Origin of the sequence: Streptomyces sp. NPDC090077 (assembly GCF_044747545.1) — a bacterium.
GTDB lineage: Bacteria > Actinomycetota > Actinomycetes > Streptomycetales > Streptomycetaceae > Streptomyces.
This window is the reverse complement of sequence record NZ_JBIVEG010000010.1, coordinates 122,725-145,561: the sequence shown is the minus strand read 5'-3', so window position 1 is coordinate 145,561 and position 22,837 is coordinate 122,725. Positions and strand designations below refer to the sequence as shown.

23 protein-coding genes and 1 tRNA gene are annotated in these 22,837 nt (G+C 73.7%); 13 read left to right on the top strand and 11 right to left on the bottom strand.

Annotation, left to right across the window (positions count from 1 at the left end; genetic code table 11):
* The first annotated feature begins 4 nt into the window (after window positions 1-4).
* The 3 genes from ACIPW5_RS19095 to ACIPW5_RS19085 all read left to right on the top strand — a co-directional run bounded on the left by ACIPW5_RS19095 (window position 5) and on the right by ACIPW5_RS19085 (window position 3,378).
* Window positions 5-1,165 (top strand): acyl-CoA dehydrogenase family protein, encoded by a 1,161-nt coding sequence (locus tag ACIPW5_RS19095; protein WP_401246036.1) that lies wholly within the window; start codon window positions 5-7, stop codon window positions 1,163-1,165.
* A gap of 143 nt (window positions 1,166-1,308) precedes the next feature.
* On the top strand, window positions 1,309-2,355 hold the full coding sequence (locus ACIPW5_RS19090) for an ABC transporter substrate-binding protein (RefSeq protein WP_401246034.1): 1,047 nt from the start codon (window positions 1,309-1,311) through the stop codon (window positions 2,353-2,355).
* Window positions 2,356-2,478: 123 nt separating this feature from the next.
* Complete coding sequence (locus ACIPW5_RS19085; RefSeq protein WP_401246032.1) at window positions 2,479-3,378, top strand: siderophore-interacting protein; 900 nt, start codon at window positions 2,479-2,481, stop codon at window positions 3,376-3,378.
* Between the two features lie 4 nt (window positions 3,379-3,382).
* On the opposite strand, the gene ACIPW5_RS19080 is transcribed toward ACIPW5_RS19085, so the two are convergent.
* A complete protein-coding gene (locus ACIPW5_RS19080; RefSeq protein ID WP_401246030.1) occupies window positions 3,383-4,963 on the bottom strand; it encodes a beta-N-acetylhexosaminidase in 1,581 nt (526 codons plus the stop codon).
* A 63-nt stretch (window positions 4,964-5,026) separates the two neighbouring features.
* Here ACIPW5_RS19080 and ACIPW5_RS19075 point away from each other — a divergent pair, with 63 nt between their 5' ends.
* The 3 genes from ACIPW5_RS19075 (at window position 5,027) to glmS (ending at window position 8,191) form a co-directional block, all read left to right on the top strand.
* On the top strand, window positions 5,027-5,917 hold the full coding sequence (locus ACIPW5_RS19075; protein ID WP_401246028.1) for a DUF4429 domain-containing protein: 891 nt from the start codon (window positions 5,027-5,029) through the stop codon (window positions 5,915-5,917).
* Between the two features lie 107 nt (window positions 5,918-6,024).
* The gene (locus tag ACIPW5_RS19070) at window positions 6,025-6,300 is read left to right on the top strand and encodes a hypothetical protein (RefSeq protein ID WP_007264192.1); all 276 of its coding nucleotides are present in this window, start codon (window positions 6,025-6,027) and stop codon (window positions 6,298-6,300) included.
* Window positions 6,301-6,373: 73 nt separating this feature from the next.
* Window positions 6,374-8,191, top strand: coding sequence for a glutamine--fructose-6-phosphate transaminase (isomerizing) (glmS, locus tag ACIPW5_RS19065; protein WP_401246026.1), 1,818 nt, complete (start codon window positions 6,374-6,376; stop codon window positions 8,189-8,191).
* A 106-nt stretch (window positions 8,192-8,297) separates the two neighbouring features.
* On the opposite strand, the gene ACIPW5_RS19060 is transcribed toward glmS, so the two are convergent.
* Window positions 8,298-8,864 carry a GPR1/FUN34/YaaH family transporter gene (locus tag ACIPW5_RS19060; protein ID WP_401246024.1) on the bottom strand — a complete coding sequence of 189 codons (567 nt, stop codon included), beginning with the start codon at window positions 8,862-8,864 and terminating at the stop codon, window positions 8,298-8,300.
* Window positions 8,865-8,963: 99 nt separating this feature from the next.
* Window positions 8,964-9,494 carry a universal stress protein gene (locus ACIPW5_RS19055; protein WP_362461766.1) on the bottom strand — a complete coding sequence of 177 codons (531 nt, stop codon included), beginning with the start codon at window positions 9,492-9,494 and terminating at the stop codon, window positions 8,964-8,966.
* Window positions 9,495-9,911: 417 nt separating this feature from the next.
* On the opposite strand from ACIPW5_RS19055, the gene ACIPW5_RS19050 reads away from it, so the two are divergent.
* The 4 genes from ACIPW5_RS19050 (at window position 9,912) to ACIPW5_RS19035 (ending at window position 12,698) form a co-directional block, all read left to right on the top strand.
* The gene (locus tag ACIPW5_RS19050) at window positions 9,912-10,298 is read left to right on the top strand and encodes a hypothetical protein (protein WP_260618444.1); all 387 of its coding nucleotides are present in this window, start codon (window positions 9,912-9,914) and stop codon (window positions 10,296-10,298) included.
* A 376-nt stretch (window positions 10,299-10,674) separates the two neighbouring features.
* Window positions 10,675-11,850 (top strand): helix-turn-helix domain-containing protein, encoded by a 1,176-nt coding sequence (locus ACIPW5_RS19045; protein WP_125817271.1) that lies wholly within the window; start codon window positions 10,675-10,677, stop codon window positions 11,848-11,850.
* A gap of 78 nt (window positions 11,851-11,928) precedes the next feature.
* Window positions 11,929-12,531 (top strand): oligoribonuclease, encoded by a 603-nt coding sequence (gene orn / locus ACIPW5_RS19040; RefSeq protein ID WP_401246021.1) that lies wholly within the window; start codon window positions 11,929-11,931, stop codon window positions 12,529-12,531.
* A gap of 94 nt (window positions 12,532-12,625) precedes the next feature.
* A tRNA-His gene (locus ACIPW5_RS19035) sits at window positions 12,626-12,698 on the top strand.
* A 71-nt stretch (window positions 12,699-12,769) separates the two neighbouring features.
* Here ACIPW5_RS19035 and ACIPW5_RS19030 read toward each other — a convergent pair.
* On the bottom strand, window positions 12,770-13,762 hold the full coding sequence (locus ACIPW5_RS19030; protein ID WP_401246019.1) for a LacI family DNA-binding transcriptional regulator: 993 nt from the start codon (window positions 13,760-13,762) through the stop codon (window positions 12,770-12,772).
* Between the two features lie 159 nt (window positions 13,763-13,921).
* On the opposite strand from ACIPW5_RS19030, the gene ACIPW5_RS19025 reads away from it, so the two are divergent.
* Window positions 13,922-15,208, top strand: a complete 1,287-nt coding sequence (locus ACIPW5_RS19025; protein WP_401246017.1) for an MFS transporter — start codon at window positions 13,922-13,924, stop codon at window positions 15,206-15,208.
* Here the strand turns inward: ACIPW5_RS19025 and ACIPW5_RS19020 are convergent.
* The 4 genes from ACIPW5_RS19020 to ACIPW5_RS19005 all read right to left on the bottom strand — a co-directional run bounded on the left by ACIPW5_RS19020 (window position 15,153) and on the right by ACIPW5_RS19005 (window position 18,522).
* On the bottom strand, window positions 15,153-15,452 hold the full coding sequence (locus ACIPW5_RS19020) for a hypothetical protein (RefSeq protein ID WP_401246015.1): 300 nt from the start codon (window positions 15,450-15,452) through the stop codon (window positions 15,153-15,155). The two genes, ACIPW5_RS19025 and ACIPW5_RS19020, sit on opposite strands and share 56 nt — an antisense overlap.
* Before the next feature lie 87 nt (window positions 15,453-15,539).
* On the bottom strand, window positions 15,540-16,214 hold the full coding sequence (locus ACIPW5_RS19015) for an NADPH-dependent F420 reductase (RefSeq protein ID WP_401246013.1): 675 nt from the start codon (window positions 16,212-16,214) through the stop codon (window positions 15,540-15,542).
* 201 nt (window positions 16,215-16,415) lie between these two features.
* Window positions 16,416-17,792, bottom strand: a complete 1,377-nt coding sequence (locus ACIPW5_RS19010) for a sensor histidine kinase (RefSeq protein WP_401246202.1) — start codon at window positions 17,790-17,792, stop codon at window positions 16,416-16,418.
* Between the two features lie 40 nt (window positions 17,793-17,832).
* A complete protein-coding gene (locus tag ACIPW5_RS19005) occupies window positions 17,833-18,522 on the bottom strand; it encodes a response regulator transcription factor (RefSeq protein ID WP_401246011.1) in 690 nt (229 codons plus the stop codon).
* A gap of 78 nt (window positions 18,523-18,600) precedes the next feature.
* On the opposite strand from ACIPW5_RS19005, the gene ACIPW5_RS19000 reads away from it, so the two are divergent.
* Window positions 18,601-19,170 (top strand): hypothetical protein, encoded by a 570-nt coding sequence (locus ACIPW5_RS19000; RefSeq protein ID WP_401246009.1) that lies wholly within the window; start codon window positions 18,601-18,603, stop codon window positions 19,168-19,170.
* A gap of 34 nt (window positions 19,171-19,204) precedes the next feature.
* On the opposite strand, the gene ACIPW5_RS18995 is transcribed toward ACIPW5_RS19000, so the two are convergent.
* A complete protein-coding gene (locus ACIPW5_RS18995) occupies window positions 19,205-20,089 on the bottom strand; it encodes a spermidine synthase (protein WP_401246008.1) in 885 nt (294 codons plus the stop codon).
* Between the two features lie 25 nt (window positions 20,090-20,114).
* Window positions 20,115-20,522 (bottom strand): hypothetical protein, encoded by a 408-nt coding sequence (locus tag ACIPW5_RS18990; protein WP_401246199.1) that lies wholly within the window; start codon window positions 20,520-20,522, stop codon window positions 20,115-20,117.
* A 296-nt stretch (window positions 20,523-20,818) separates the two neighbouring features.
* Between ACIPW5_RS18990 and ACIPW5_RS18985 the strand changes: the two genes are divergently transcribed.
* Window positions 20,819-22,141, top strand: coding sequence for a tetratricopeptide repeat protein (locus ACIPW5_RS18985; RefSeq protein ID WP_401246006.1), 1,323 nt, complete (start codon window positions 20,819-20,821; stop codon window positions 22,139-22,141).
* 78 nt (window positions 22,142-22,219) lie between these two features.
* Here the strand turns inward: ACIPW5_RS18985 and ACIPW5_RS18980 are convergent, their stop codons facing one another.
* Window positions 22,220-22,816 carry a histidine phosphatase family protein gene (locus tag ACIPW5_RS18980; protein ID WP_401246004.1) on the bottom strand — a complete coding sequence of 199 codons (597 nt, stop codon included), beginning with the start codon at window positions 22,814-22,816 and terminating at the stop codon, window positions 22,220-22,222.
* Window positions 22,817-22,837: the final 21 nt, after the last annotated feature.

The window sequence follows — 22,837 nt, the reverse complement described above, 5'->3', positions numbered from 1 at the left end:
CACCATGTCCCTCGACCACCGGCTCACCCCCGAGCACGAGGAACTCCGCCGCACCGTCGAGGCGTTCGCGCACGACGTGGTCGCACCGAAGATCGGCGACCTGTACGAGCGGCACGAGTTCCCGTACGAGATCGTCCGCGAGATGGGCCGCATGGGCCTGTTCGGCCTGCCCTTCCCGGAGGAGTACGGCGGCATGGGCGGCGACTACCTCGCCCTCGGCATCGCCCTGGAGGAGCTGGCCCGCGTCGACTCCTCGGTCGCGATCACCCTGGAGGCGGGCGTCTCCCTGGGCGCCATGCCGCTGTACCTGTTCGGCTCCGAGGAGCAGAAGCGGGAGTGGCTGCCGAAGCTGTGCTCGGGCGAGGTGCTCGGCGCCTTCGGCCTGACCGAGCCCGGCGCGGGCAGCGACGCGGGCGGCACCCGCACCACCGCCGTGCGCGACGGCGACGAGTGGGTGATCAACGGCTCCAAGTGCTTCATCACCAACTCCGGTACGGACATCACCGGCCTGGTCACCGTCACCGCGGTCACCGGCCGCAAGGCGGACGGCCGTCCGGAGATCTCCTCGATCATCGTTCCGTCCGGCACCCCGGGCTTCACGGTGGCCGCGCCGTACTCCAAGGTCGGCTGGAACTCGTCGGACACCCGTGAGCTCTCCTTCGACGACGTGCGGGTGCCGCTGGCGAACCTGGTGGGCGAGGAGGGCCGCGGCTACGCCCAGTTCCTGCGGATCCTCGACGAGGGCCGCATCGCCATCGCCGCGCTGGCCACCGGCCTCGCGCAGGGCTGCGTCGACGAGTCGGTGAAGTACGCCAAGGAGCGGCAGGCCTTCGGGAAGCCGATCGGCGACAACCAGGCCATCCAGTTCAAGCTGGCCGACATGGAGACGCGCGCCCACATGGCCCGCATCGGCTGGCGCGACGCGGCCTCCCGGCTGGTGCACGGGGAGCCCTTCAAGAAGGAGGCGGCGATCGCGAAGCTGTACTCCTCGACGGTCGCCGTCGACAACGCCCGGGACGCCACGCAGATCCACGGCGGCTACGGCTTCATGAACGAATACCCGGTCGCCCGCATGTGGCGGGACTCCAAGATCCTGGAGATCGGCGAGGGTACGAGCGAGGTCCAGCGCATGCTGATCGCCCGCGAGCTGGGCTTCGCCGGCTGACGGACGGCCGCGCGTGCGGGGAGTGGGGGGACCCTGGCGATTAGGGTCCCCTTACACCTTTCGGCCAAGGTTAGGCTAACCTTCCTGACGAACGGCCTCGGGTCCACCGGCCCGCCCCCTGCACGCACGAAAGCGGACTTCGCATGCCCAAGCCCAGCACCACGCTCCTGTCCCGCCGAGGCCTCGTCGCCGCCGGCGGCGCCCTCGGCCTCGTCGCGGCGCTGACCGCGTGCGGCGGCGGCGACAAGGCGAAGGACGCAGGGGGCGACAAGGGCAGCACGGCCGCCGCCTCCGGCCCCTGGAGCTTCAAGGACGACCTCGACAAGGACGCCACCGCGAAGTCCACGCCGAAGAACATCGTGGCCTACACGGGCACCGCGGCCGCCCTCTACGACTACGGCGTGCAGGTCAAGGGCGTCTTCGGCCCGACCAAGCTGGCGGACGGCAAGCCCGACCCGATGGCCGGCTCGATGGACATCTCCAAGGTCGAGATCCTCGGCAACGTCTACGACGAGTTCAACGTCGAGAAGTACGCGGCCCTCAAGCCCGACCTGCTCGCCACCAACTCCTGGGACGGCACCCTCTGGTACGTCCCCGAGGCCTCCAAGGACAAGATCCTGAAGCTGGCCCCGGCCGCCGCGATCGGCGTGGGCGACAAGGCCTCCATGGACAAGGCACTGGAGCGCACGGCCGAGCTCGCCAAGTCCCTCGGCGCCGATCTGAACTCCAAGAAGGCTGCCGACGGCAAGGCCCGCTTCGACGCCGCCACCGCCAAGGTCCGCGAGGCCGTCAAGGCCAACCCGGGCATCAAGGTGCTCGTCGCCTCCGGCGCCGACCAGCTCTTCTACGTCTCCACCCCGAAGACCTCCGCCGACCTCAAGTACTTCGAGTCCCTGGGCGTCGAGTTCGTCACCCCGGACCAGGGCGCGCTGGACCCGCAGGGCTTCTACGAGAGCCTCAGCTGGGAGAACGCCGGCAAGTACAAGGCCGACGTCGTCCTGCTCGACAACCGCACCCAGGCCCTGCAGCCGGAGGCCCTGAAGGCCAAGCCGACCTGGAACGAGCTGCCCGCCGTCAAGGCCGGCCAGGTCGCCCCGCGCGTCACCGAGCCGATCTACTCGTACGAGAAGTGCGCGCAGATCCTGGAGGACCTCGCCAAGACCATCCAGAACGCCAAGAAGGTCTCCTGACCCTCACGCACCGGTCCTGAACGCCGGGTCCCGGGCCACGCGCCCGGGGCCCGGCGTTCCTGCACCCACCGCCCGGCGGGGACCACCGCCGGCGCCCGTCCGACTCCCAGGGGGGAACCGCGCATGACCACCACCGCTTCCGAGGCCGACCGGGCCGCCGCGCACTTCCGCTTCTTCACGATGGAAGTGCTGCGCACGCGCCGCCTCGGCCACTCGTTCCTGCGCGTGACCTTCGGCGGCGAGTCCCTCGCGGACTTCCGCTCCGGCGGCTTCGACCAGAGCCTCTCGCTCTTCCTGCCCGTCGGGGACGCCGAGCACGCCGAACTCCCCTCCACGGACGAGGACACCTGGTTCGGGGCGTGGCGCGCGATGCCCGACGAGGAGCGGCCGGTGATGCGCTCGTACACCGTGCGCGACCAGCGGCGCACGGACGCCGGAGTGGACGAGGTCGACATCGACTTCGTCCTCCACGGGGACGCCTCGCCGGCCTCCCGCTGGGCGGGCCGGGCCGTCACCGGCCGCCGGATCGCGGCGATCGGCCCCGCCGTCGCGCAGAACAAGTCCGTCCGCTTCCAGCCCCCGGCGGGCACCGGCACCTTCCTGATGTACGCCGACGAGACGGCCCTGCCGGCCGCGGCCGCGATCCTGGACCGCCTCCCGGCCGGAACGGCCGTGAAGGCCTGGTTCGAGGTCCCGCACGCCGACGACCGCCTGACCCTGCACACCGCGGCCGACGCCGACATCACCTGGATCGTCCGCGAAAAGGGCACCGCTCGGGCGGACCGCGTGGTGGAGGCGGTCCGCGCGACGGAACTCCCCGCCGCCGACGCCCCGTACGCCTGGCTCGCGGGCGAGGCCGGCACGGTCCGCGCCGTACGCCGCCACCTGGTGCAGGAACGCTCCGTCGACCGCCGCGCGGTCCGCTTCACCGGCTACTGGCGCCTGGGCGCGACGGAGGAACAACTCCTCGCCGAGGCCTACGCGGGCCAGGCCCCGAACGAGGACCCGACGTCCGCGCTGTAGCCCGCTACGCCCACGGCACGTCCGGTGCCCGGTAGTACGCCGTGTCCTGGGCGTCCAGGCGGGGGGCCTGGGCGGCCAGGCGCTCCCGGTAGCGGGTCCAGTCCAGGGACGCGGCCGGGGACCAGCCGAGTTCCGCGAGGCCCAGGAGGCGGGGGAAGGCCATCAGTTCCCAGTCGGCGCGGGTCGCGATGGTCTCCGTCCAGAGGGGGGCCTCCACGCCCAGGACGGCGGATTCGGGGACGCCGGGGAGGTACGCGCCCGGGTTCCAGGAGTAGGAGCGCTGCACCGGGACGTAGCCGGCCCAGGCCAGGCCCGGCTTCGTCGCCTTGTCGTACTTCATGTCCAGGTAGGCACGGTCCGCCGGGGAGAGGATCAGCGGGTGGCCCGCCCCGGCCGCCTCCGTCACCGCCGTCTTCTCCGCGGCGGCGGTCTTGTCGTGGCCCCAGTACTGGAGCACCGCGCCCGGTGCCGGGCGGGCGTTCGCGAGCTGGTGCCAGGCCACCACCGTCTTGCCGTGCTTCGCCACCACCGCCTGGGCGCGGTCCATGAAGGCCGCGTAGTCCGCCGCCGGGGTGGAGTGGGCCTCGTCGCCGCCGATGTGGAGGTAGCGGCCGGGGGTGAGGGCGGCGAGTTCGCCGAGGACGTCGTCGACGAACTCGTAGGTGCGCTCCTTGCCCACGCACAGCGAGCTGAAGCCGACCTTGATCCCGGTGTAGCGCTCGGGGGCCTTGCCGTCGCAGTTCAGCTCCGCGTAGGAGGCGAGGGCGGCGTTGACGTGCCCGGGCATGTCGATCTCCGGGACCACATCGACGTAGCGGCGCGCCGCGTGGGCGACCAGGTCCCGGTACTCCGCCTTGGTCCAGTGGCCGCCCGGCCCGCCGCCGACCTCGCTGCCGCCGCCGTACGTCGCCAGCCGCGGCCAGGAGTCGACGGCGATGCGCCAGCCCTGGTCGTCGCTGAGGTGCACGTGCAGGGTGTTGATCTTGTACTGGGCGAGCTGGTCGACGTACCGCTTGACCTGCTCCACCGAGAAGTGGTGGCGGGCGATGTCGACCATGGCCCCGCGGTACGCGAACCGCGGGGTGTCCGTGACCTCCCCGCCCGGCACCTCCCCCGCGCCCCGCACCGGCAGCAGCTGCCGCAGCGTCTGCCCGCCGCGGAAGAGGCCGGACGGGGTGTGCGCGGTGAGGGTGACCCCGGAGGGGGTGGTCCGCAGCCGGTAGCCCTCCGCGCCCAGTTCCCTGGCCCGGTCGTCCAGCCGCAGCCGGATCCCGTCCCCCTCCTCCCCGTCGACCACGGGCAGCGGCAGCCCGCTGGGCCCGCGCAGCTGCTCCGCGAGGAGCTCGCCGACCTGCCGCACCTCCTCGGGGGAGCCCGGCCCGGTACGGACCACCGTGCCCGGGCCGAAGGCGTACCCGGGACCTCCCGAGGCCCGCGCGGCGGCCGGGGCCGGCAGGAGCCGTTCGTAGGGGGCGAGGACGGCGGAAGCGTGGCGGGGTTTGGCGTCGTCGCCGCGGGCCGGCGTGCAGGAGGCGGCGGCACCGAGGACGAGGAAGGCGGCGAGCGTGCGGCGCAGGGCTCTCATGCGCCCAGGTATAGGCCAAACGGCCCCCTCCTGGGCCGTACATGACGATGGGAGAATCTCCGGATGGCGGAAATCATCCAGAAGGACGGTACGTGGACCTTCGACGGGGACGCGGTGCGCATCGTGCCGGGCCGCGACAAGGGGGTGGGGCTGCTCCGGCAGCACCTGGGCGAGGTGGTCGTGCCGCTGCGCGCGATCGGGGGGATCAGCCACGAGCCGGGGCGCAAGGCGGGCCGGCTGCGGCTGAGGCTGCGTGACGGGGCGGACCCGCTGACGCAGGTGACGGGCGGGCGGCTGCCGGAGTCCTCGGACCCGTACCGGCTGTCGGTGGAGCCGGACCGCAGCGGCGTGGCGGAGTACTTCGTGGACGCGGTGCGCAACGCCCTGCTGCTGGAGCAGGTGGATCCGGGGCCGTGCGACGCCTATCTGATGCCGGGTCCGGCGGTGCCGCTCTCGTTCGGCGCGGGCGACGGCACGGCCTCCTTCGACGGCGACCGGGTGGTGCTGGACTGGAACTGGACCACCGAGGAGGCCAAGCGTTCGGGGGGCGCGTGCGAGTTCCGGATGGCGGACGTGCGGGCGGTGGACTGGTACCCCGCCAAGGGCCTGGACCACGGCTGGCTGCGGTTCACGCTGGAGGGTGCGGCGAATGCCCCCGCGCCCAAGTACGACCGCTGCGCGGTGGAGCTCTTCGGGTTCAAGAAGGACCCGCTGATGGCGCTGGTCGCGGCGGCCGTGGCGGTACGGATGCCCCATCCGGCGGCGCCCGCGCCCGCGCCGGAACGCCCGCGGGCGCTGCCGCTCGCCGAGTCGGCCCCGGCGCTGGCGGGCGAGGCCGCCGACCACGACACCCTGCTGCGGCGGCTGCGCGAGGTGGGCGAGCTGCACCAGTCGGGGATCCTCACCGCCGATGAGTTCTCGGCGGCGAAGGCGGCGATTTTGGGTCGTTTCTGACCACGGAGTACCGGAATAACCCATTCCTATGGTCCAGACCAGCGAGATCCTGCCCGATATCGGGCAGGATCTTTGCGTTTCACTCCTTGGACAGTCAATATCTACAGGTGCTCGACCGCCGCCCGTCGCATGACGACCTCGTCGACCACCTGGTGCGCAGCACCGCGCTGCAGCGCGGGGAAGCCGCCCGGGTGGTACTGGACGTGCTCGCCTACTTCAACGAGACGACGGAGGAGTTCGTCCGCCGCCGCCATCGGGAGCTGCAGTCGGGCGGCGCGGTCAACGCGGAGATCTTCGAGCGGATCGCGGCCGAACTGCCGCACCGCGCCGTGGCGCCACCGGAGCTCTCGCTCCGGCAGCTGCGCCGCATCGTCTACGGCTGACCGGGGCCGGGGCGGCCCGCACGGCCGCGCGGGGAAGAGCACGACCACCGAACCTCAGGAGGGGCAACACCGTATGTGCGGAATCGTCGGTTACATCGGCAAGCGCGACGTGGCACCGCTGCTGCTCGAAGGCCTGGCACGACTGGAGTACCGCGGATACGACTCCGCCGGCATCGTCGTCAACAGCCCGAAGGCCGCCGCGCTGAAGATGGTCAAGGCGAAGGGCCGCGTCCGCGACCTGGAGGCCCGCGTCCCCAAGCGCTTCGCCGGCACCACCGGCATCGCCCACACCCGCTGGGCCACCCACGGCGCCCCGAGCGACACCAACTCGCACCCGCACCTGGACCCCGAGAACAAGGTCGCCGTCGTCCACAACGGCATCGTCGACAACGCCGCCGAGCTGCGCGCCAAGCTGGAGGCCGAGGGCGTCGTCTTCGCGTCCGAGACCGACACCGAGGTGATCACCCACCTGATCGCCCGCTCCCAGGCCGACAGCCTGGAGGAGAAGGTCCGCGAGGCGCTCAAGGTCATCGAGGGCACCTACGGCATCGCCGTCATGCACGCCGACTTCGCCGACCGCATCGTCGTCGCCCGCAACGGCTCCCCGGTCATCCTCGGCATCGGCGAGAAGGAGATGCTCGTCGCCTCCGACGTGGCCGCCCTGATCGCGCACACCCGCCAGGTCGTGACCCTCAACGACGGCGAGATGGCCACCCTCAAGGCCGACGACTTCCGCACCTACACCACCAGCGGTACGACGACCACCGCCACCCCGGAGACCGTGGAGTGGGAGGCCGCCTCCTACGACATGGGCGGCCACGAGACCTACATGCACAAGGAGATCTCCGAGCAGCCCGACGCGGTCGACCGCGTGCTGCGCGGCCGGATCGACGACCGCTTCAACACCGTCCACCTGGGCGGCCTCAACCTGGACCCGCGCGAGGCGCGCGGCATCCGCCGGGTCAAGATCCTGGGCTGCGGCACCTCGTACCACGCGGGCCTGATCGGCGCCGGGCTCATCGAGAGCATGGCCCGCATCCCCGCCGACGCCGAGCCGGCCTCCGAGTTCCGCTACCGCAACCCGGTCGTGGACCCCGACACCCTCTACATCGCCGTCTCCCAGTCGGGTGAGACGTACGACGTGCTCGCGGCCGTCCAGGAGCTCAAGCGCAAGGGCGCCCGCGTCCTCGGCGTGGTCAACGTGGTCGGCTCCGCCATCGCCCGCGAGGCCGACGGCGGCGTGTACGTGCACGCCGGCCCCGAGGTCTGCGTCGTCTCCACCAAGTGCTTCACCAACACGGTGGTGGCCTTCGCGCTGCTCGCCGTGCACCTGGGCCGGATCCGGGACCTGTCGGTCACCGACGGCAAGCGGATCATCGACGGCCTGCGCAAGCTGCCGGCGCAGATCGAGGAGATCCTCAAGGGCGAGGAGGACATCAAGCGCCTCGCAGCCGAGTACGCCGACGCCAAGTCGATGATGTTCATCGGCCGGGTCCGCGGCTACCCGGTCGCCCTGGAGGCCTCCCTCAAGCTGAAGGAGATCTCCTACATCCACGCCGAGGCCTACCCGGCCTCCGAGCTGAAGCACGGCCCGCTCGCCCTGATCGAGCCGGCGATGCCGACGGTCGCGATCGTCCCGGACGACGACCTGCTGGAGAAGAACCGCGCGGCGCTGGAGGAGATCAAGGCCCGCAGCGGCCGGATCCTGGCCGTGGCCCACCGCGAGCAGGAGAAGGCCGACCACACCCTCCTCGTGCCCAAGAACGAGGACGAGCTGGACCCGATCCTGATGGGCATCCCGCTCCAGCTGCTGGCGTACCACACCGCCCTGGCCCTGGGCCGGGACATCGACAAGCCGCGCAACCTGGCGAAGTCCGTCACCGTCGAGTAGTCACCGCCGCGCGGCGATCGCCGCGCACGCGGACGCACCGCACGCGGAAGGGGTGCCACCGGAACTCCGGTGGCACCCCTTCGCGTTGCCGTGCGGTCCGGGCCCGTCAGCCCGCGGCGACCGCCCGCCCGGAGGCCCTGCCCAGTGCCATCGGCCAGCCGGCCAGCGCGGCCGTGGCCCCGTACCAGGCCAGCAGCCCGGACACGGCGGCGACCCAGCCGCCCGCCTTCGCCAGGCCGGCGCCGTCCACGAAGGCGCCTATCGCCAGCAGCAGCAGGGAGAGGGTCAGGAGGGCGTAGACGCCCTGCCCGAACAGTCCGCTCGACGCGGCCAGCGTCAGGGTCAGCGCGAGCATCGCGAAGAGGACCAGAAACGTTCCGGCTGCCTCTTCGGAGACCGAGGCGCCCGCGCCCTTGGCCCAGGTGAACCAGAAGACGCCGAGGCCCGCGAAGGCGGTGCCGTTGAACCCGTTGCCGCCGCGGTACTCCAGGAGGCCGAGGAGGAAGAGGGCCGCGCCGCCGACGTACATCGCGAGCGACACGGAGTTGGCGGCGGTCACACCGGAGAGGACACCCGTGTGGCCGATACCGAACGCGAGAAGGGTGAGACCCAGGGCGATGTTCCCCAGGGTCGAAGTCGAGGCCGTGCTTCCCGCAGAGACACCATTGTCCACGGCGGGCTCCCTTCGATCTGCAGTTGTTTGCTGCGTCCCAGCAGCATTTATCTACCCTTTACAAGGGGGTTCACAACCGCACAACCGACGTACAGAGGGTTACGGAATGACAACAACGGGTCGCTGCGCCCGCTTGGCGAGCCGCCCCGCGACCGAGCCGAAGATCCGGCCGACGATCCCGTGCGTGGAACCCACCACGATGGCGTCCGCCGAGTACTCCCGGCCGACCTCCTCCAGCTCGTGGCAGATGTCACCGCCGCGCTCGACGAGGATCCAGGGCACCTCGGACAGGTAGTCCGCGCACGCCAGCTCCAGGCCGAGCACCTCGGTGCGGTGGTCGGGGACGTCCACGAAGACGGGCGGCTCGCAGCCGGCCCACACCGTGGTGGGCAGCCGGTTGGCCACGTGGACGATGATCAGACCGGAACCGGAGCGCCGGGCCATGCCGATCGCATAGGCCAGCGCGCGCTCACTGGACGTGGAGCCGTCGAAGCCCACCACCACACCGTGGCGGAAGGCCGGGTCGCAGGGGTGACGCGTCTGTTCCACCGCGCGCAGGTCGCTCGATACGGAATCGGCGAGGTGCTTGCGCTTGCGGTCCGCGGGTTCGGAGAATTCGTGACCGGCCATGGATGTCTCGGGGAAGAGTCCTCGGGGGAAGCGACAGGGACGGTTTCGGCTACTCGGTTCTTCTGACGACGGGGACCCGGGTCGCGAGCGTTTTTGACGACGCAGCGTGACCGGGCTCTGTCCTGGAAGCATCTTTCCAAGCCCTTACCCACCAGGGTACGGCGACACTCCTGTCCTGCACAGGGCATGCCGCCCTTGGAGAGCGTCCCAGGGAGCATGCCGGAGCGCGAGCGCCTTGGCAATGGCAGCTGTCCCCTACAGCCAGTGACGAGAGACCCTTGCGCCACCCGTGCGCGCAGTGACCGAGGCCCGTACCGGGACGTTGGACAAGAGTCCGACCGTCCAGGAAGAGCCCGCAGGGAGTACGCCGTGCCCGGCCATCCGGTTCACCCCGTCCAGCCCGTCCAGCCCGCTCCGATGACGCGGTCCGCCCGGTCCGCCCGCTCCGCGCCGTCCTCCGCGCGCGCTCCGCTTCACCCGTCCGTGCAGTCCGCCGGACGGGTCCACGACGACCCGGCGGGTGACGTGGTGCGCTGGGCCGCCTTCAGCTGCCTGCTCGTACCGGTCGTCCTGGTGGTCTACGGGACCTCGTACGGCGGGGCCGCCGTGGCGACCCTGGGGCTGGCCGCCGTCACGGCCGCCTGCCGGGTGCTGCTGCGGTACTCGGAGAAGACGGAGCGGGCCGCGGCCCGGGTGCTGTCGGAGGATCCGCTTCCGTCCGGCCACCGCGGTCGGCACTCCCGCACCGGGGCCGGTTCGCACCGCGGCTGCCACGGTTCCGGCGGCACTTCCCCTCACGACTGACCGGTTCGCACGTACACACCCGGTTGTTTTCAGCCAACTTCCGGACCCTGTGCTTCCCTTGCCGGAATGTCCCCCCACCCCCTCGACCACCAGCGACTATGGGCGACAGGGGACGATTCGACCCCATGAGTACTGGCCACGGCCGGATCGCGGGCTTCCCCGTCGGGTAGCGGAGTGGAACGCTTCCTGATCGAATGCTTTTCGCCAAGTTGCCAAGTCGACATAGCGCTGCGTGCTGAACTTGTCACGCCGACACCACGGGACGCAGTAGATTCGATCATGTATTTACGGCGGGGGATCCACGTGCAAGGCCGAGGGGAAACGTGCAGGTGCGACCAGACCAAGGAGTCGCGACACCCAAGGGGGGCTTAGCGCCATGAGCCAGGATTCCACCGCCGCTGTCGTCGCAGACGCGGGCCGGAAGCTCGCGGGGCGTCGCCGCAGGGAGATCGTCGCCGTGCTGCTGTTCAGCGGCGGGCCGATCTTCGAGAGTTCCATTCCGCTGTCCGTGTTCGGGATCGACCGGCAGGACGCGGGAGTTCCACGCTACCGACTGCTCGTGTGCGCCGGGGAGGACGGTCCGCTGCGGACCACCGGCGGACTCGAACTGACCGCGCCGTACGGGTTGGAGGCGATCGCCCGGGCAGGCACGGTCGTCGTCCCGGCCTGGCGCTCCATCACCTCCCCGCCGCCGCCGGAAGCGCTCGACGCGCTCCGCCTGGCGCACGAGGAGGGGGCCCGGATCGTCGGCCTGTGCACGGGAGCCTTCGTGCTCGCCGCCGCCGGGCTGCTGGACGGCCGGCCCGCGACGACGCACTGGATGTACGCGCCGACGCTGGCCAAGCGCTACCCGTCCGTCCACGTTGATCCGCGCGAGCTGTTCGTCGACGACGGCGACGTGCTCACGTCCGCGGGCACCGCGGCCGGAATCGACCTGTGCCTGCACATCGTGCGCACCGACCACGGCAGCGAGGCGGCCGGGGCCCTGGCCCGCAGGCTCGTCGTCCCGCCGCGCCGCACCGGCGGCCAGGAGCGCTACCTCGACCGGTCGCTGCCCGAGGAGATCGGCGCCGACCCGCTCGCCGAGGTCGTCGCCTGGGCACTGGAACACCTCCACGAGCAGTTCGACGTGGAGACGCTGGCCGCCCGCGCCTACATGAGCAGGCGCACCTTCGACCGGCGGTTCCGCTCGCTCACCGGCAGCGCGCCGCTCCAGTGGCTGATCACCCAGCGGGTGCTCCAGGCACAGCGGCTCCTGGAGACCTCCGACTACTCCGTCGACGAGGTCGCCGGACGCTGCGGCTTCCGGTCGCCGGTCGCCCTGCGCGGCCACTTCCGGCGGCAGCTGGGGTCCTCCCCGGCCGCCTACCGCTCCGCCTACCGTGCGCGCCGGCCGCAGGCCGACGTGTCCCCGGTGTCGGAGATGCAGGGCTCGCCGGTGCCGCACCAGCGCACCCCGCAGCCCCAGCGGGCCGCGGCGGCCCTGGCCGCCTCCGGTCCGAGCGTGACCGAGCTGTACGCCCCGAGCCGGGTGCTGCGCGAACACGCGTAGCCGTCCCCGCACGAGTGAGGAGGTCCCCCGCACCGGCAGAGCACCGGTGCGGGGGACCTTCGGCATAAGGTGGTGCGCATGAACGATCGCATGGTGTGGATCGACTGCGAGATGACCGGGCTCTCGCTGACGGACGACGCACTTATCGAGGTGGCCGCACTGGTCACCGACTCGGAACTCAACGTGCTCGGCGAAGGCGTGGACATCGTGATCCGCCCGCCGGACGCCTCCCTGGAGACCATGCCGGACGTGGTGCGCGAGATGCACACCGCCTCGGGCCTGCTCGACGAGCTGGCCGCCGGCACCACCCTGGCCGACGCCGAGGCGCAGGTCCTGGCCTACGTGCGGGAGCACGTGAAGGAGCCGCGCAAGGCCCCGCTGTGCGGGAACTCCGTCGGCACCGACCGCGGGTTCCTCGCGCGCGACATGCCCGCGCTGGAGGGCCACCTGCACTACCGCATCGTGGACGTGTCCTCGGTGAAGGAGCTGGCGCGCCGCTGGTACCCGCGCGCTTACTTCAACAGCCCGCCGAAGAACGGCAACCACCGGGCGCTCGCGGACATCAAGGAGTCCATCGCCGAGCTGCGCTACTACCGGGAGGCGGTCTTCGTGCCGCAGCCCGGACCCGACTCGGACACCGCCCGCACCATCGCCGCCAAGCACGTGGTGCCCGGCGAGTAGACCCTCCGGAGGGGGGCGCGGGGGAAAGGTGGAGCGAGCACCCTCCCGGACCCTGTACCCTTTTCTTCGGCCGGTCGTTCTGCGACCGGACATGGTGGGTGTAGCTCAGCTGGTAGAGCACCTGGTTGTGGTCCAGGTGGCCGCGGGTTCAAGTCCCGTCACTCACCCTGAAGGAAGGCCCCGGTACGCGGAAGCGGACCGGGGCCTTCTGCATGCCCCGCCGCCACCCGCACGGGGCCTACGTCGACCCGCGGACGATCAGCTCCGTCGGCAGGACGACCTCCTCCCGCTCCGCGCCGCCCCCGCCCGATATCCGGGCCAGCAGGAGCCGCGCCATGGTCCGGCCCAGCTCCTCCGCCGGCGGCCGCACGCTGGTCAGCGGCGGGTCCATGTGGCGGGCCAGCGCCGAGTCGCCGAAGCCCACCAGCGCCACGTCCTGCGGCACCCGCCGCCCGGCCGCGCGCAGCTCCCGCCGGGCGCCCGCCGCCAGCAGGTCGGAAGCGGCGAAGACGGCGTCCAGGGCGGGCCGGCGCTCCAGCAGCTCCCGCATGGCCCGCCGGCCCCCGTCCTCACCCGGCCCCCCGCACGCGACGAGCCGCTCGTCCGGCGGGTGCCCGGCGGCGGCCAGGGCCCGCCGGTAGCCCTCCAGGCGGCGCCCGGCCCCCTCGTCCCCGGGCGGGCCCGCGATGGCGGCTATCGTCCGCCGACCCCGTGCCAGCAAGTGGCGCACCGCCTCGCCAGCACCCCCCAGGTGGTCGCAGTCCACGCTCGGCAGCGTCCCGCCGGCCGCCCCGCGCCCGCCGGCCACCGCCGGAATCCCCGGCGGCGGCTCCACACCGCCCGCCGCCGGCAGCAGCACCCCGTCGACCCGCTGCCCGGACAGCGCCGGCACCCCGCCCCCGAGGGCGAGGACCAGCTCCACCCCGGCCCCGGCCAGCGCCTCGGCGGCCCCGCGCAGCACCCCGGCGAAGCAGGGTTCCGTCAGGAAGGGGGACTGCGGCTCGGGCAGCACCAGGGCCACCGCCCCGGCCCGGTCGGCGGCCAGCGCCCGGGCCGCCCGGTCGGGGACGTACCCCAGCTCGGCGACGGCGGCCTCCACCGCCGCCCGGGTGCGCTCGCTGACCCCCGGGGAGCCGTTGACCACCCGGGAGACGGTGCCGCGCCCCACCCCGGCCCGCAGGGCGACCTCCTCCAGGGTCGGCCGTCCCCGCCCGCGCCCGTGACCGTTCATGGCTGCCTCCCGCTGCGAATCTACCGCTTGGGGAGGCCCGGACCGCTCCCGTTCCCGGGGGCTTCCGAAGCGGGCGTTCCGCGGATAACGTCCCGGCCGACGGGCAACGGTGCGCGCCGGAGAAACGGGAGGGTCGGCGTGCGGCTGGAGGTTGCCCCCATGTCCCCTTCCACCGCGTCCCGGCCCACGGCCGGGGCGGCCCCCGCGGGGTTCCGCGGAGTGTTCGCCCTCGGCGGCCCCGCGCTGCCCGTCCACGCGTTCCTGGCCCGGCTGCCCGCCGCGCTCTGCCCCATCGGAACGCTGCTGCTCATCAACGACCGCGACGGCATCGGCGACGCCGGCGCCGTCGCCTCCGCCCTCTGGCTGGGCCAGGCCCTCGGCGGGCCGGTCATCGGGAGGCTGGCCGACCGCAAGGGGCACCGCCCGGTGCTGCTCGTCGCCTGCGCCGCGAACGCCGCCGTGCTGTGCGCCCTGGTCGCCGCCGTCCTGGCCGGGCTGCCGCTGGCCGCCCGGATGGCGCTGGCCGTCGCGGCCGGGCTGACGGTCCCGCAGGTCGGCCCGCTGGCGCGGGCCCGCTGGGCGCGGCTGGCCGGGGAGGACCGGGCCCTGCTGGGCTCCGCGCTGTCCTTCGACACCACCCTCGACGAGGTGGGCTTCGTGGTGGGGCCCGCGCTGGCCGGGATCCTCGCCGTGACCGTGCACCCGGCCTCGGCGCTGGTGCTGGCCGCGGCCCTGATCCTGGTGTCGGGGACGCTGTTCGCCCTGCACCCGAGCGCGCCCGGACCTGTCGCGGCGGCGGGCGCGCGGACCGGCGTACGGCTGTGGTCGCCCGGGCTGGCCCTGCTGTTCGCGATGGCCGTGCTCCAGGGGGCCGCGTTCAGCGGGGCCAACACGGGGGTCAACGCGCTTGCGGGCTCGCTCGGCGAGGGCGGCGCGGCCGGACTGGTCTGGGCCGGGATGGCGGTGACCAGCTCGATCGCCGGCCTGGTGACCGTGGCCCGGCCGGGGCGCGCGGACCTGCCGGTGCGGCTGCGGTGGACGGTCGGGGTCCAGGCACTGCTGACCCTGCCGCTGCTCGCGGTGTCGGGGCTGTGGGGCGCGGCGGCGGCCGTCGCCGGGATCGGGCTGGCCGTGGCCCCGCACCTGATCGCGCTGTTCGGTCTGGTCGAGCGGACCGGCCCGGCGGAGCGGATGGGGGAGGCCATGACGGTGCTGGGCAGCGGTCTGATCGTCGGTCAGGCCCTCGCCGCGGCGGTGGCCGGGCCGCTGGCCGCCGCGTACGGGTACCGGGCGGCGTTCGCCGTGTCGTGCGCGGCGGTGGCCGCGTCGGCGGTACTGGGACTGGCGGCGGCGGGGCGGGTCCGGTTCGGGCCGGCGGGCGCGGGCGGTCCTACGGGGACGTCCGCATCTCGGCCAGACCCCGCGCCAGGTCTTCCGCGTTCATGACCGGGGCCACCTCCAGTTCCGCGTTGAACTGGAGGAAGAGGTCCTCCATGAGCGGCGGCAGCTGCGCGCTGTCCTGGAGGTCGAAGACGATCCAGCAGGAGCGCACGCCCTCGTGGAGTCCGAAGTAGGCGGCTTCCGGCTTCACCTTGTCCATCAGGTTCCTGAAGGCCTGGGGCAGGGCCCCGGTCGTGATGCCCTCGTTGCTGGCGGCCGTGTCCATGTGGGCCCTGAGCATGACTCTCATGCGCGGCTCCTTCCGTCACGGCCACCCTCGGCCCGGTACGGGGGCGCGGCAACTCGTGCGCCCCCGTCCGGCGGAGCGGGACCACGGTCAGGCGGAGGGGCCGGCCGTCTGGATGTGGAAGTTGAACTCCGAGTGCCCCAGGGCGCCCATCACGCGCAGCCACACCGGCAGCAGCATCTCGGTGCCGCGGGCGGTCTCGATGCCGCCGAGGTCGAGGATGGCGCGATCCGGCCAGCCGAAGGAGTTCAGCAGGGCGTGGACGGTCTTCTTGGCGTCGGCGTCCTCGCCGGAGAGGAAGACGGTGTGCTCGCCCGGCACCCGTGCCGGGTCGACCATGATCTGGCAGTTCATGGTGTTGAGGGTCTTGACCACGCGCAGCCGCGGGTGGGTCCGCTGGATCAGCTCGCCGAGGCTGTCGTCGTTGGCCGGGTCCAGGACGGGCGGGAAGCCCTGCGAGAAGTCCAGCGGGTTCGCGATGTCGATCAGGACCTTGCCGTCCAGGTCGGCGGGGTCCGCCTCCCCGAGGGCGTCGACGCTGACCCGGCCGCCCGTGGCGTTGACGAGGACCTCGCCGTCCCGCGCGGCCTGCGGGAAGCCCGCGAGGCCGATCGAGGGGTGGTCCGCCTGCCAGGCGGCGTACTCGGCGCGGGCGAGGGTGGATCCGGGGTCGCGGGTGCCGATGACCACGTCGTGGCCCAGGGAGGCCAGCCGGGCGGCCACCGTACGGCCGACGACGCCGGTGCCGAGAACTGCGTAACGCATGCGGATGTCCCATCAGGATCGGTTCTGCACGGGCCGGGCGCGGGATGCGGCCGCGCGGGGACCGGCGTGTACCGGCCCCCAACTGGCGCGATCCGTACGGTATTCCACGGCACGGCGGAACGTATCGCTCCAAGATCCCGGGTGTGCGGGACCCCGCCGCGGGTCGCCACGCGGGCGGCGCGGGCGGGCGGCGCGCCCGCGTCAGGCGCCGCGGCGCTTGCGGCGGGCGCGGCGGGAGCGCGCGCCGCGCTCGCCGGTGCGGGCCCGGTCGTCCAGCGCGATCCACACCCGCACCTCGGTCCCGCCGAGCACCGAGCGTCCGATCCGCACGTCGCCGCCGGTGGACTCGGCGACCCGCCGCACGATGTCCAGGCCCAGCCCCGTCGAACCGTCCCGGGCCCCGTCGTTGCCGCGGCGCAGGGCGGCGTCCGGGTCGGCGATGCCGGGGCCGCCGTCCGAGACGAGGACGATGACGGCGTCCCCGGCGTCGTGCACGTCCACCGCGAAGGGGGTGGCCTCCGGGGTGTGCCGGAAGACGTTGCCCAGCATGGCGTCGAGGGCGGCCGCCAGCTCGGGGCGGGCCACCGGGATCCGCACGGTGCGGTCCACGCCCGCGAGCCGGACCTCGCGGCCCTCGTCCTCCGCCAGCGCCGACCAGAAGGCCATCCGGTCGCGGATCACCTCGGAGGCGTCGCAGCCGGCGGTGGCGGTGCTGGCGGGCGGGCGCTGCTCGCGGGCGGTGCGGATGATGGTGTCGACCTCCCGTTCCAGCTGCTCCACCGCCGCCCGGGTGTGCTCGGCGGCCGGACCGTCGCCGAGGGAGGCCGCGTTGAGGCGCAGCACGGTCAGGGGGGTGCGCAGCCGGTGCGAGAGGTCGGCGGCGAGTTCCCGCTCGTTGGCGAGGAGTTCCACGACCTGGTCCGCCATCGAGTTGAACGCGACGGCGGCCGAGCGGAGTTCCTTGGGGCCGTCCTCCGGCACCCGTGCCCCGAGCCGGCCCTCCCCCAGCTGGTGCGCGGCGTCCGCGAGCCGTTCGGCGGGGCGCACGAGGCGGGCGCCGAGCCGGTCCGCGACGGCCACCGAGCCGATGACGAGGGCGAGTCCGACGCCGCCGAGGATCAGCCAGGCGGTGGTGACCCCGTTGCTGACCTCGGCCTCCGGCACGTAGATCTCGATGACGGCGATGTCCCCGGAGCCGAGGGCGATGGGCTGGAGCAGTGCCGAACCCCCGCCGGGGACACCGGCGGTGGTCGCCCGCCCGAGGGAGCGGGTCTCGGCCACCGCGTGCGCCCCGGCGCGGCCTTCGCCGATGTCCACCGCGGCGGCGCCCCCGATCGCGGGCACGTGCACGGCCATCCGCCCGGCGGCGCCCATCTCGGTGGACTCCACGGCCCGGCGCAGCTGTGCGGGGTCGGTGGTGACGGTCAGGGTCGGCCCCATGGTGGCGGCCTGCCGCTCGGCGTTGGAGAAGGCCCGGTCGCTGGCCATCTCCCGGACCACCATCGCCAGCGGCACCGCGAAGGCCAGCACCACCATGGCCGTGACCGCGAGGCACACCTTGACCAGCGCCCACCTCACGGCGTCCACCTCCCGGCGGTCCGTCTCCCGGCGGTCCGTCTCACAGCGGCGGCTCCAGCTTCACGCCGACCCCGCGCAGGGTGTGCAGGTAGCGGGGCCGGGCGGCGGTCTCGCCGAGCTTGCGGCGCAGCCAGGACAGGTGCACGTCTATGGTCTGGTCGTCGCCGTACGACTGCTGCCAGACCTCGGCGAGCAGCTCCCGCCGGGCCACGACCACCCCGGGTCGTCCGGCGAGGAAGGCCAGCAGGTCGAACTCCCGCCGGGTGAGGTCGAGTACGGCACCGTCGAGCTCGGCCTGGCGGCGCAGCGGGTCGATGGCGAGCCCGCCGACGCGCAGGACGCGCGAGGGCGGCTCGGCGCCCGCGGCGGCGCGGGCGCGGCGCAGGACGGCGGCCATCCGGGCGGAGAGGTGCTCGACGGAAAAGGGCTTCGTCAGGTAGTCGTCGGCGCCGTCGTTGAGGAGCCGGACGATCTCGGCCTCGTCGTCGCGGGCGGTGGCGATGATGACCGGTACGTCGGTGATGCCGCGGAGCATCTTGAGCGCCTCGGACCCGTCGAGGTCGGGCAGTCCGAGGTCGAGGATGACCACGTCGAAGCGGTGGTGGGCGACTTCGCGCAGGGCCTCCAGGGCCGTGCCGACGCTCCGCACGGTGTGGGAGGCCTCGGTCAGGTGCCGGATGAGGGCGGAACGTACGAACTGGTCGTCCTCGACCACGAGCACACTAGCCATGGCCGCACCGTAGTCCATCCGGGGGACCCGGGGAGGTGCGGGGACGGCCTTGTGACGTGTGGTGCAGTATGTGCCCTGATGCGACGAGGACCTGTACATGCCATGGCCTGGGTGCTGGCGACCGCGGCCGCCGTGACCCTGTCGTGGTGGGGCGTGCACACGGTCATGTCCGGGACGGCCTACGATCCCCCGCGCGCGGTGCCGCTGACGGCCAGGGCCCCGGAGGCCGCGCCGCCGTCCCCCTCCGCCGGGGGGACCGGTCCGGCGCCGGCGCCCTCGGACCCGTCGTCCGCGTCGCCGTCCGCGTCGCCGTCGCCGTCCGCGTCCGCGGCGGCCGGCGCTTCCCCCTCCCCGCCCGCGAAGCCGAAGCAGGCGCCGGCGCCCGGCCAGCGCCCGTACCCGGAGGGCGGCCAGGGCGGCGGGTCCGGCACGGTGAAGAGCTACGCGGTGTCGGGCGGCCGGGTCGTCTTCGACCTCGGGGCCGCCTCGGCCGCGCTGGTCTCGGCGACCCCGGACGCGGGCTGGCGGATGCAGGTGTGGAAGCAGGACTTCTGGATCCGGGTGACCTTCACCCAGGGCAGCCGCGAGGTGTCGGTGTTCTGCACCTGGCACGACCACCCGCCGGTGGTGGAGACGGTCGACCCGTGAGGCCCCGGCCGGCCGGGGCCGGCGCAAGGCCGGGTCAGCGGAAGACCGAGGGCGGCGGCTGCGGGGAGGCGGTGGCGGTGGCGTCCCGCACCGGGGCGGCGCCGCCGGTGAAGTCGGCCAGGGCGCGGCCGTGTTCGACCCGGCCGGGGTGGGGGTCGCTCGCCACGCGGCGGGTGAACTCCGCCACGGGCAGCGGGCGGTCGGAGGCCACGAGCACCGCATTGCCGAAACGTTTCCCCCGCCAGACGACGGGATCCGCCGCCAACGCCAGCTCCGCGAACCGCGAGGCGGCCGTCGCGACCTGGCCCCGCAGGTGCGCCAGCGGCGGGCCGTCCGCCAGGTTGGCCACGTACCACCCGGTGGGCGAGAGCGCCCGGCGCACGTCGTCCAGGAACTCCACGCTGGTCAGGTGGGCCGGGGTGCGCGCCCCGCTGAACACGTCCGCTATCACCAGGTCCGCCCAGCCGTCCGGCACCTTCGCGAGCCCCGCCCGCGCGTCCACGGCCCGTACGCGGACCCGCGCCTGCGGGTCCAGCGGCAGGTGTTCCCGAACGAAGGCCACCAGGGCCCCGTCGATCTCCACCACCTGCTGCGTGGAGCGGGGGCGCGCGGCGGCCGTGTAGCGGGCCAGGGTGAAGGCGCCGCCGCCCAGGTGCACCACGTTCAGGGGCTGCCGGGCGGGCGCCGAAAGGTCGATCAGGTGGCCGATCCGGCGCTGGTAGGCGAAGTCCAGGTACCCGGGGTCGTCCAGGTCCACGTGGGACTGCGGGGCGCCGTCGATCAGCAGGGTCCAGGCGCGGGAGCGCTCGCGGTCCGGTGCCAGCTCGGCCAGACCGCCGCCCACCTGCCCGGCGACCGGTCCGGCGTCCGCTATCGCGCCGCCCCTGCTGCCCCTGCTGCCCTTGCTCTTGCCTGCCACGCCCCCATTATCGCTGGCCAGGGCATCACCGACAGTTGTCGGCCGCCTCGATGAGCCGGGCCGCCTCGCCCAGGGCCGCGCGCAGCACCTCGGGGTCCGTGACCGGCCCCACCGCCTCGGGGGGCAGCAGCCAGCCCGTACCGCCCGCCGTGGGCGCGGCGGCGAGGTCGCCGAAGCGCATGCCGCGCCCGTTGGTCTGCGTACAGGCACTGCCGGGCAGGTCCCAGGCGTCGGCGGTGCCGGGCGGGACGAGGAAGCCGAGGGTGTCGCCGGAGCCGTCGTGCAGCACCGGACCGACCCCGGGGGCGAGGCCCGCGCCGCGGCGGATGATGTCCACCGCCTCCAGGCCCTGACGGGCGGGCACGGTCACCAGGTCCGGGGCCGGGGAGGTCGCGCCGGGTCCGGGCGCGGTGTTCGTTCCGATGCCGTCCATGCCGACCTCCACCAAGGGGAACCCCTCCTCGATCCGTATCCGCATGGGTTCAACGCACGGAAGCGTCAACGGGTGCGGCGGCAAGACGCCGCAAAGGATGGCAGTTCATGGCGGATCGCGGGTGAGATATCCGTTTTGTAGCCAAACACCGCGTGGAGCGCCCACCACTGGCGGTACGTTCATGCGCGCCGGAGCCCTGACTCCGGAACGAGCCCGACAGGGACCGACAGGGATCGGCACGGATCGGCAGGGGGTCCTGCGGGACACCTTGGGATCGTCCAGAGAGGCACACGTCCATGACGGCGTCCCCCCACTCACCCAACACCTCCTTCCGCCGGCTGCGCGGAGCGCACTCCCCCGCCGAGTTCGCGGCCATGGTCCGCCGCGCGGCCCGGGAGATCGGCGAAACGGTTTCCTGCGACGCCCGCTACATCGGCCGGGTCGAATCGGGCGAGATCCGCTGCCCCAACTACGCCTACGAGCGGGTCTTCCTCCAGATGTTCCCCGGCCGCACCCTGGCCGACCTCGGCTTCTCCCCGCGCGAGGCGGTGCGCGGCCGGGGGGCCCAGCGCACCCTGCCGGCGCCGCCCGTCTCCACCCATCCCGTCCAGCGTTCCAAGGAGAGCGACGTGCTGCGCCGCGCGTTCATGACCGGCGGCTCCGCGACCGTGGCGGCCGCGACCCTCAGCCTCACCCTGCTCGGCGACACCCGCCGGCTCCCCTCCCGCGCCGGGGAGGCCGAGGCCGCCGCGGTCGAGGACGCGGTGCGCCAGATCCGGCTGCTGGACGACCGGCACGGCGCCGACGCCCTCTACCGGCGGGCGGCGCAGCCCCTGAAGACCGCGTACGCCCTCCTCGACGCGGGGGCCACCCGGCAGTCCACCGAGGACCGGCTGCACGCGGGGGCCGGGGAGCTGGCCGTCTCGGTGGGCTGGCTGGCCCACGACTCGGGCCGCTTCGAGGACGCCCGTTCGCACTACGCCGAGGCCCTGGCCACCGCCCGGGTCTCGGGCAACGCCGCGCTGGAGGCGCACGCGTTCAGCAACATGGCCTTCCTCGCCCGGGACCGCGGCCGCCACCGCGAGGCGGTACGGGCCGCCCAGGCGGGCCGGCGCGCGGCCCGCCCGCTGGGCTCGCCCCGGCTGCTGGCGCTGCTGGCCCTGCGGGAGGCGGGCGGCTGGGCCGGGCTCGGGGACCGCAGGGCCTGCGAGGAGTCCCTGACACGGGCGCACGCCGACTTCGCGCGGGGCGCGTCGGCCGAGGACCCGGAGTGGATGTCCTTCTTCGGCGAGGCCGAACTGGAGTCGCTGGAGTCCCGCTGCTGGGCCGCCCTCGGGGAGCACGCCCGCGCGGCCCGGCACGCCCGGCGCGCCGCCGACCTCCAGGACCCGCACTTCGCGCGGAACGTCGCCCTCTACACGGCGGAGCTCGCCGACGACCTCGCCCGGGCCGGCGCGCCCGACGAGGCCGCCTGGGCCGGCGGCCGGGTGCTGGACCTGCTGGCCGAGGTCCACTCGACCCGGGTCCGGTCGATGCTGGCGGGCACGGCCCGCACCCTGGTCCCGCACCAGCGCTCCCCGCGCGTCGGCGCCTTCCTGACCCGGCACGCGGAGGCGTAGCGCGCCGCGGGCGGTCGGACCGGGCGGGCCCGGCCGTGCGCGCGGCACCCCGCGCCCTGGAGGGCTGACCCGGCCGGGTCAGCCCTCCAGGTGGCCCGTGTCGTTCCAGCGCTCCAGGGCGGGGGCCCCGTACGCCCAGCCCAGGACCGACAGGGACGTGGGCTCCAGGCGGATGCGGGCCCCGAAGGAGGCCTCGAAGCCGAGCCAGCGGGCGGCCAGGGTGCGCAGGATGTGGCCGTGGGCGAAGACGAGGACGTCGCGCTCCGCCGAGCGGGCCCAGGCCACGACCTCGTCGGCACGGGCCGCCACGTCGGCGACGGACTCGCCGCCGGGGACCCCGTCGCGCCAGATCAGCCAGCCGGGCCGGACCGCCTGGATCTCGGCCGGGGTCATGCCCTCGTAGTCGCCGTAGTCCCACTCCATGAGGGCGTCCCACGGATCGGCCTGGGCCCCGAAGCCGGCCAGGTCGCAGCTCTCGCTCGCGCGGACCAGCGGGCTGGTGCGCACCTCCAGGCCGCGCAGGCTCGCCCAGGGCTCCCGGGCCAGGCGCTCACCGAGGCGCTTCGCCCCCAGCCTGCCCTCCTCCAGCAGCGGCACGTCCGTGCGTCCCGTGTGCTTGCCGAGCAGGGACCATGCCGTCTGGCCGTGGCGGGCCAGCAGGATGCGGGGGGCCATCTGTGTTTCTCCCGGTCCGTG

Coding starts and splice junctions, on each gene's coding strand:
- ACIPW5_RS19005 (WP_401246011.1), bottom strand. CDS start 18,522: ATGGCTAGTGTGCTCGTGGTCGAGGACGACCAGTTCGTACGTTCCGCC.
- orn (WP_401246021.1), top strand. CDS start 11,929: ATGAACGATCGCATGGTGTGGATCGACTGCGAGATGACCGGGCTCTCG.
- ACIPW5_RS19055 (WP_362461766.1), bottom strand. CDS start 9,494: ATGGCCGGTCACGAATTCTCCGAACCCGCGGACCGCAAGCGCAAGCAC.
- ACIPW5_RS18985 (WP_401246006.1), top strand. CDS start 20,819: ATGACGGCGTCCCCCCACTCACCCAACACCTCCTTCCGCCGGCTGCGC.
- ACIPW5_RS19045 (WP_125817271.1), top strand. CDS start 10,675: ATGAGCCAGGATTCCACCGCCGCTGTCGTCGCAGACGCGGGCCGGAAG.
- ACIPW5_RS19050 (WP_260618444.1), top strand. CDS start 9,912: ATGACGCGGTCCGCCCGGTCCGCCCGCTCCGCGCCGTCCTCCGCGCGC.
- ACIPW5_RS19085 (WP_401246032.1), top strand. CDS start 2,479: ATGACCACCACCGCTTCCGAGGCCGACCGGGCCGCCGCGCACTTCCGC.
- ACIPW5_RS19015 (WP_401246013.1), bottom strand. CDS start 16,214: ATGCGTTACGCAGTTCTCGGCACCGGCGTCGTCGGCCGTACGGTGGCC.
- ACIPW5_RS18980 (WP_401246004.1), bottom strand. CDS start 22,816: ATGGCCCCCCGCATCCTGCTGGCCCGCCACGGCCAGACGGCATGGTCC.
- ACIPW5_RS19000 (WP_401246009.1), top strand. CDS start 18,601: ATGCGACGAGGACCTGTACATGCCATGGCCTGGGTGCTGGCGACCGCG.
- ACIPW5_RS18990 (WP_401246199.1), bottom strand. CDS start 20,522: ATGGACGGCATCGGAACGAACACCGCGCCCGGACCCGGCGCGACCTCC.
- ACIPW5_RS19080 (WP_401246030.1), bottom strand. CDS start 4,963: ATGAGAGCCCTGCGCCGCACGCTCGCCGCCTTCCTCGTCCTCGGTGCC.
- ACIPW5_RS19095 (WP_401246036.1), top strand. CDS start 5: ATGTCCCTCGACCACCGGCTCACCCCCGAGCACGAGGAACTCCGCCGC.
- ACIPW5_RS19075 (WP_401246028.1), top strand. CDS start 5,027: ATGGCGGAAATCATCCAGAAGGACGGTACGTGGACCTTCGACGGGGAC.
- ACIPW5_RS19090 (WP_401246034.1), top strand. CDS start 1,309: ATGCCCAAGCCCAGCACCACGCTCCTGTCCCGCCGAGGCCTCGTCGCC.
- ACIPW5_RS19030 (WP_401246019.1), bottom strand. CDS start 13,762: ATGAACGGTCACGGGCGCGGGCGGGGACGGCCGACCCTGGAGGAGGTC.
- ACIPW5_RS19020 (WP_401246015.1), bottom strand. CDS start 15,452: ATGAGAGTCATGCTCAGGGCCCACATGGACACGGCCGCCAGCAACGAG.
- ACIPW5_RS19025 (WP_401246017.1), top strand. CDS start 13,922: ATGTCCCCTTCCACCGCGTCCCGGCCCACGGCCGGGGCGGCCCCCGCG.
- glmS (WP_401246026.1), top strand. CDS start 6,374: ATGTGCGGAATCGTCGGTTACATCGGCAAGCGCGACGTGGCACCGCTG.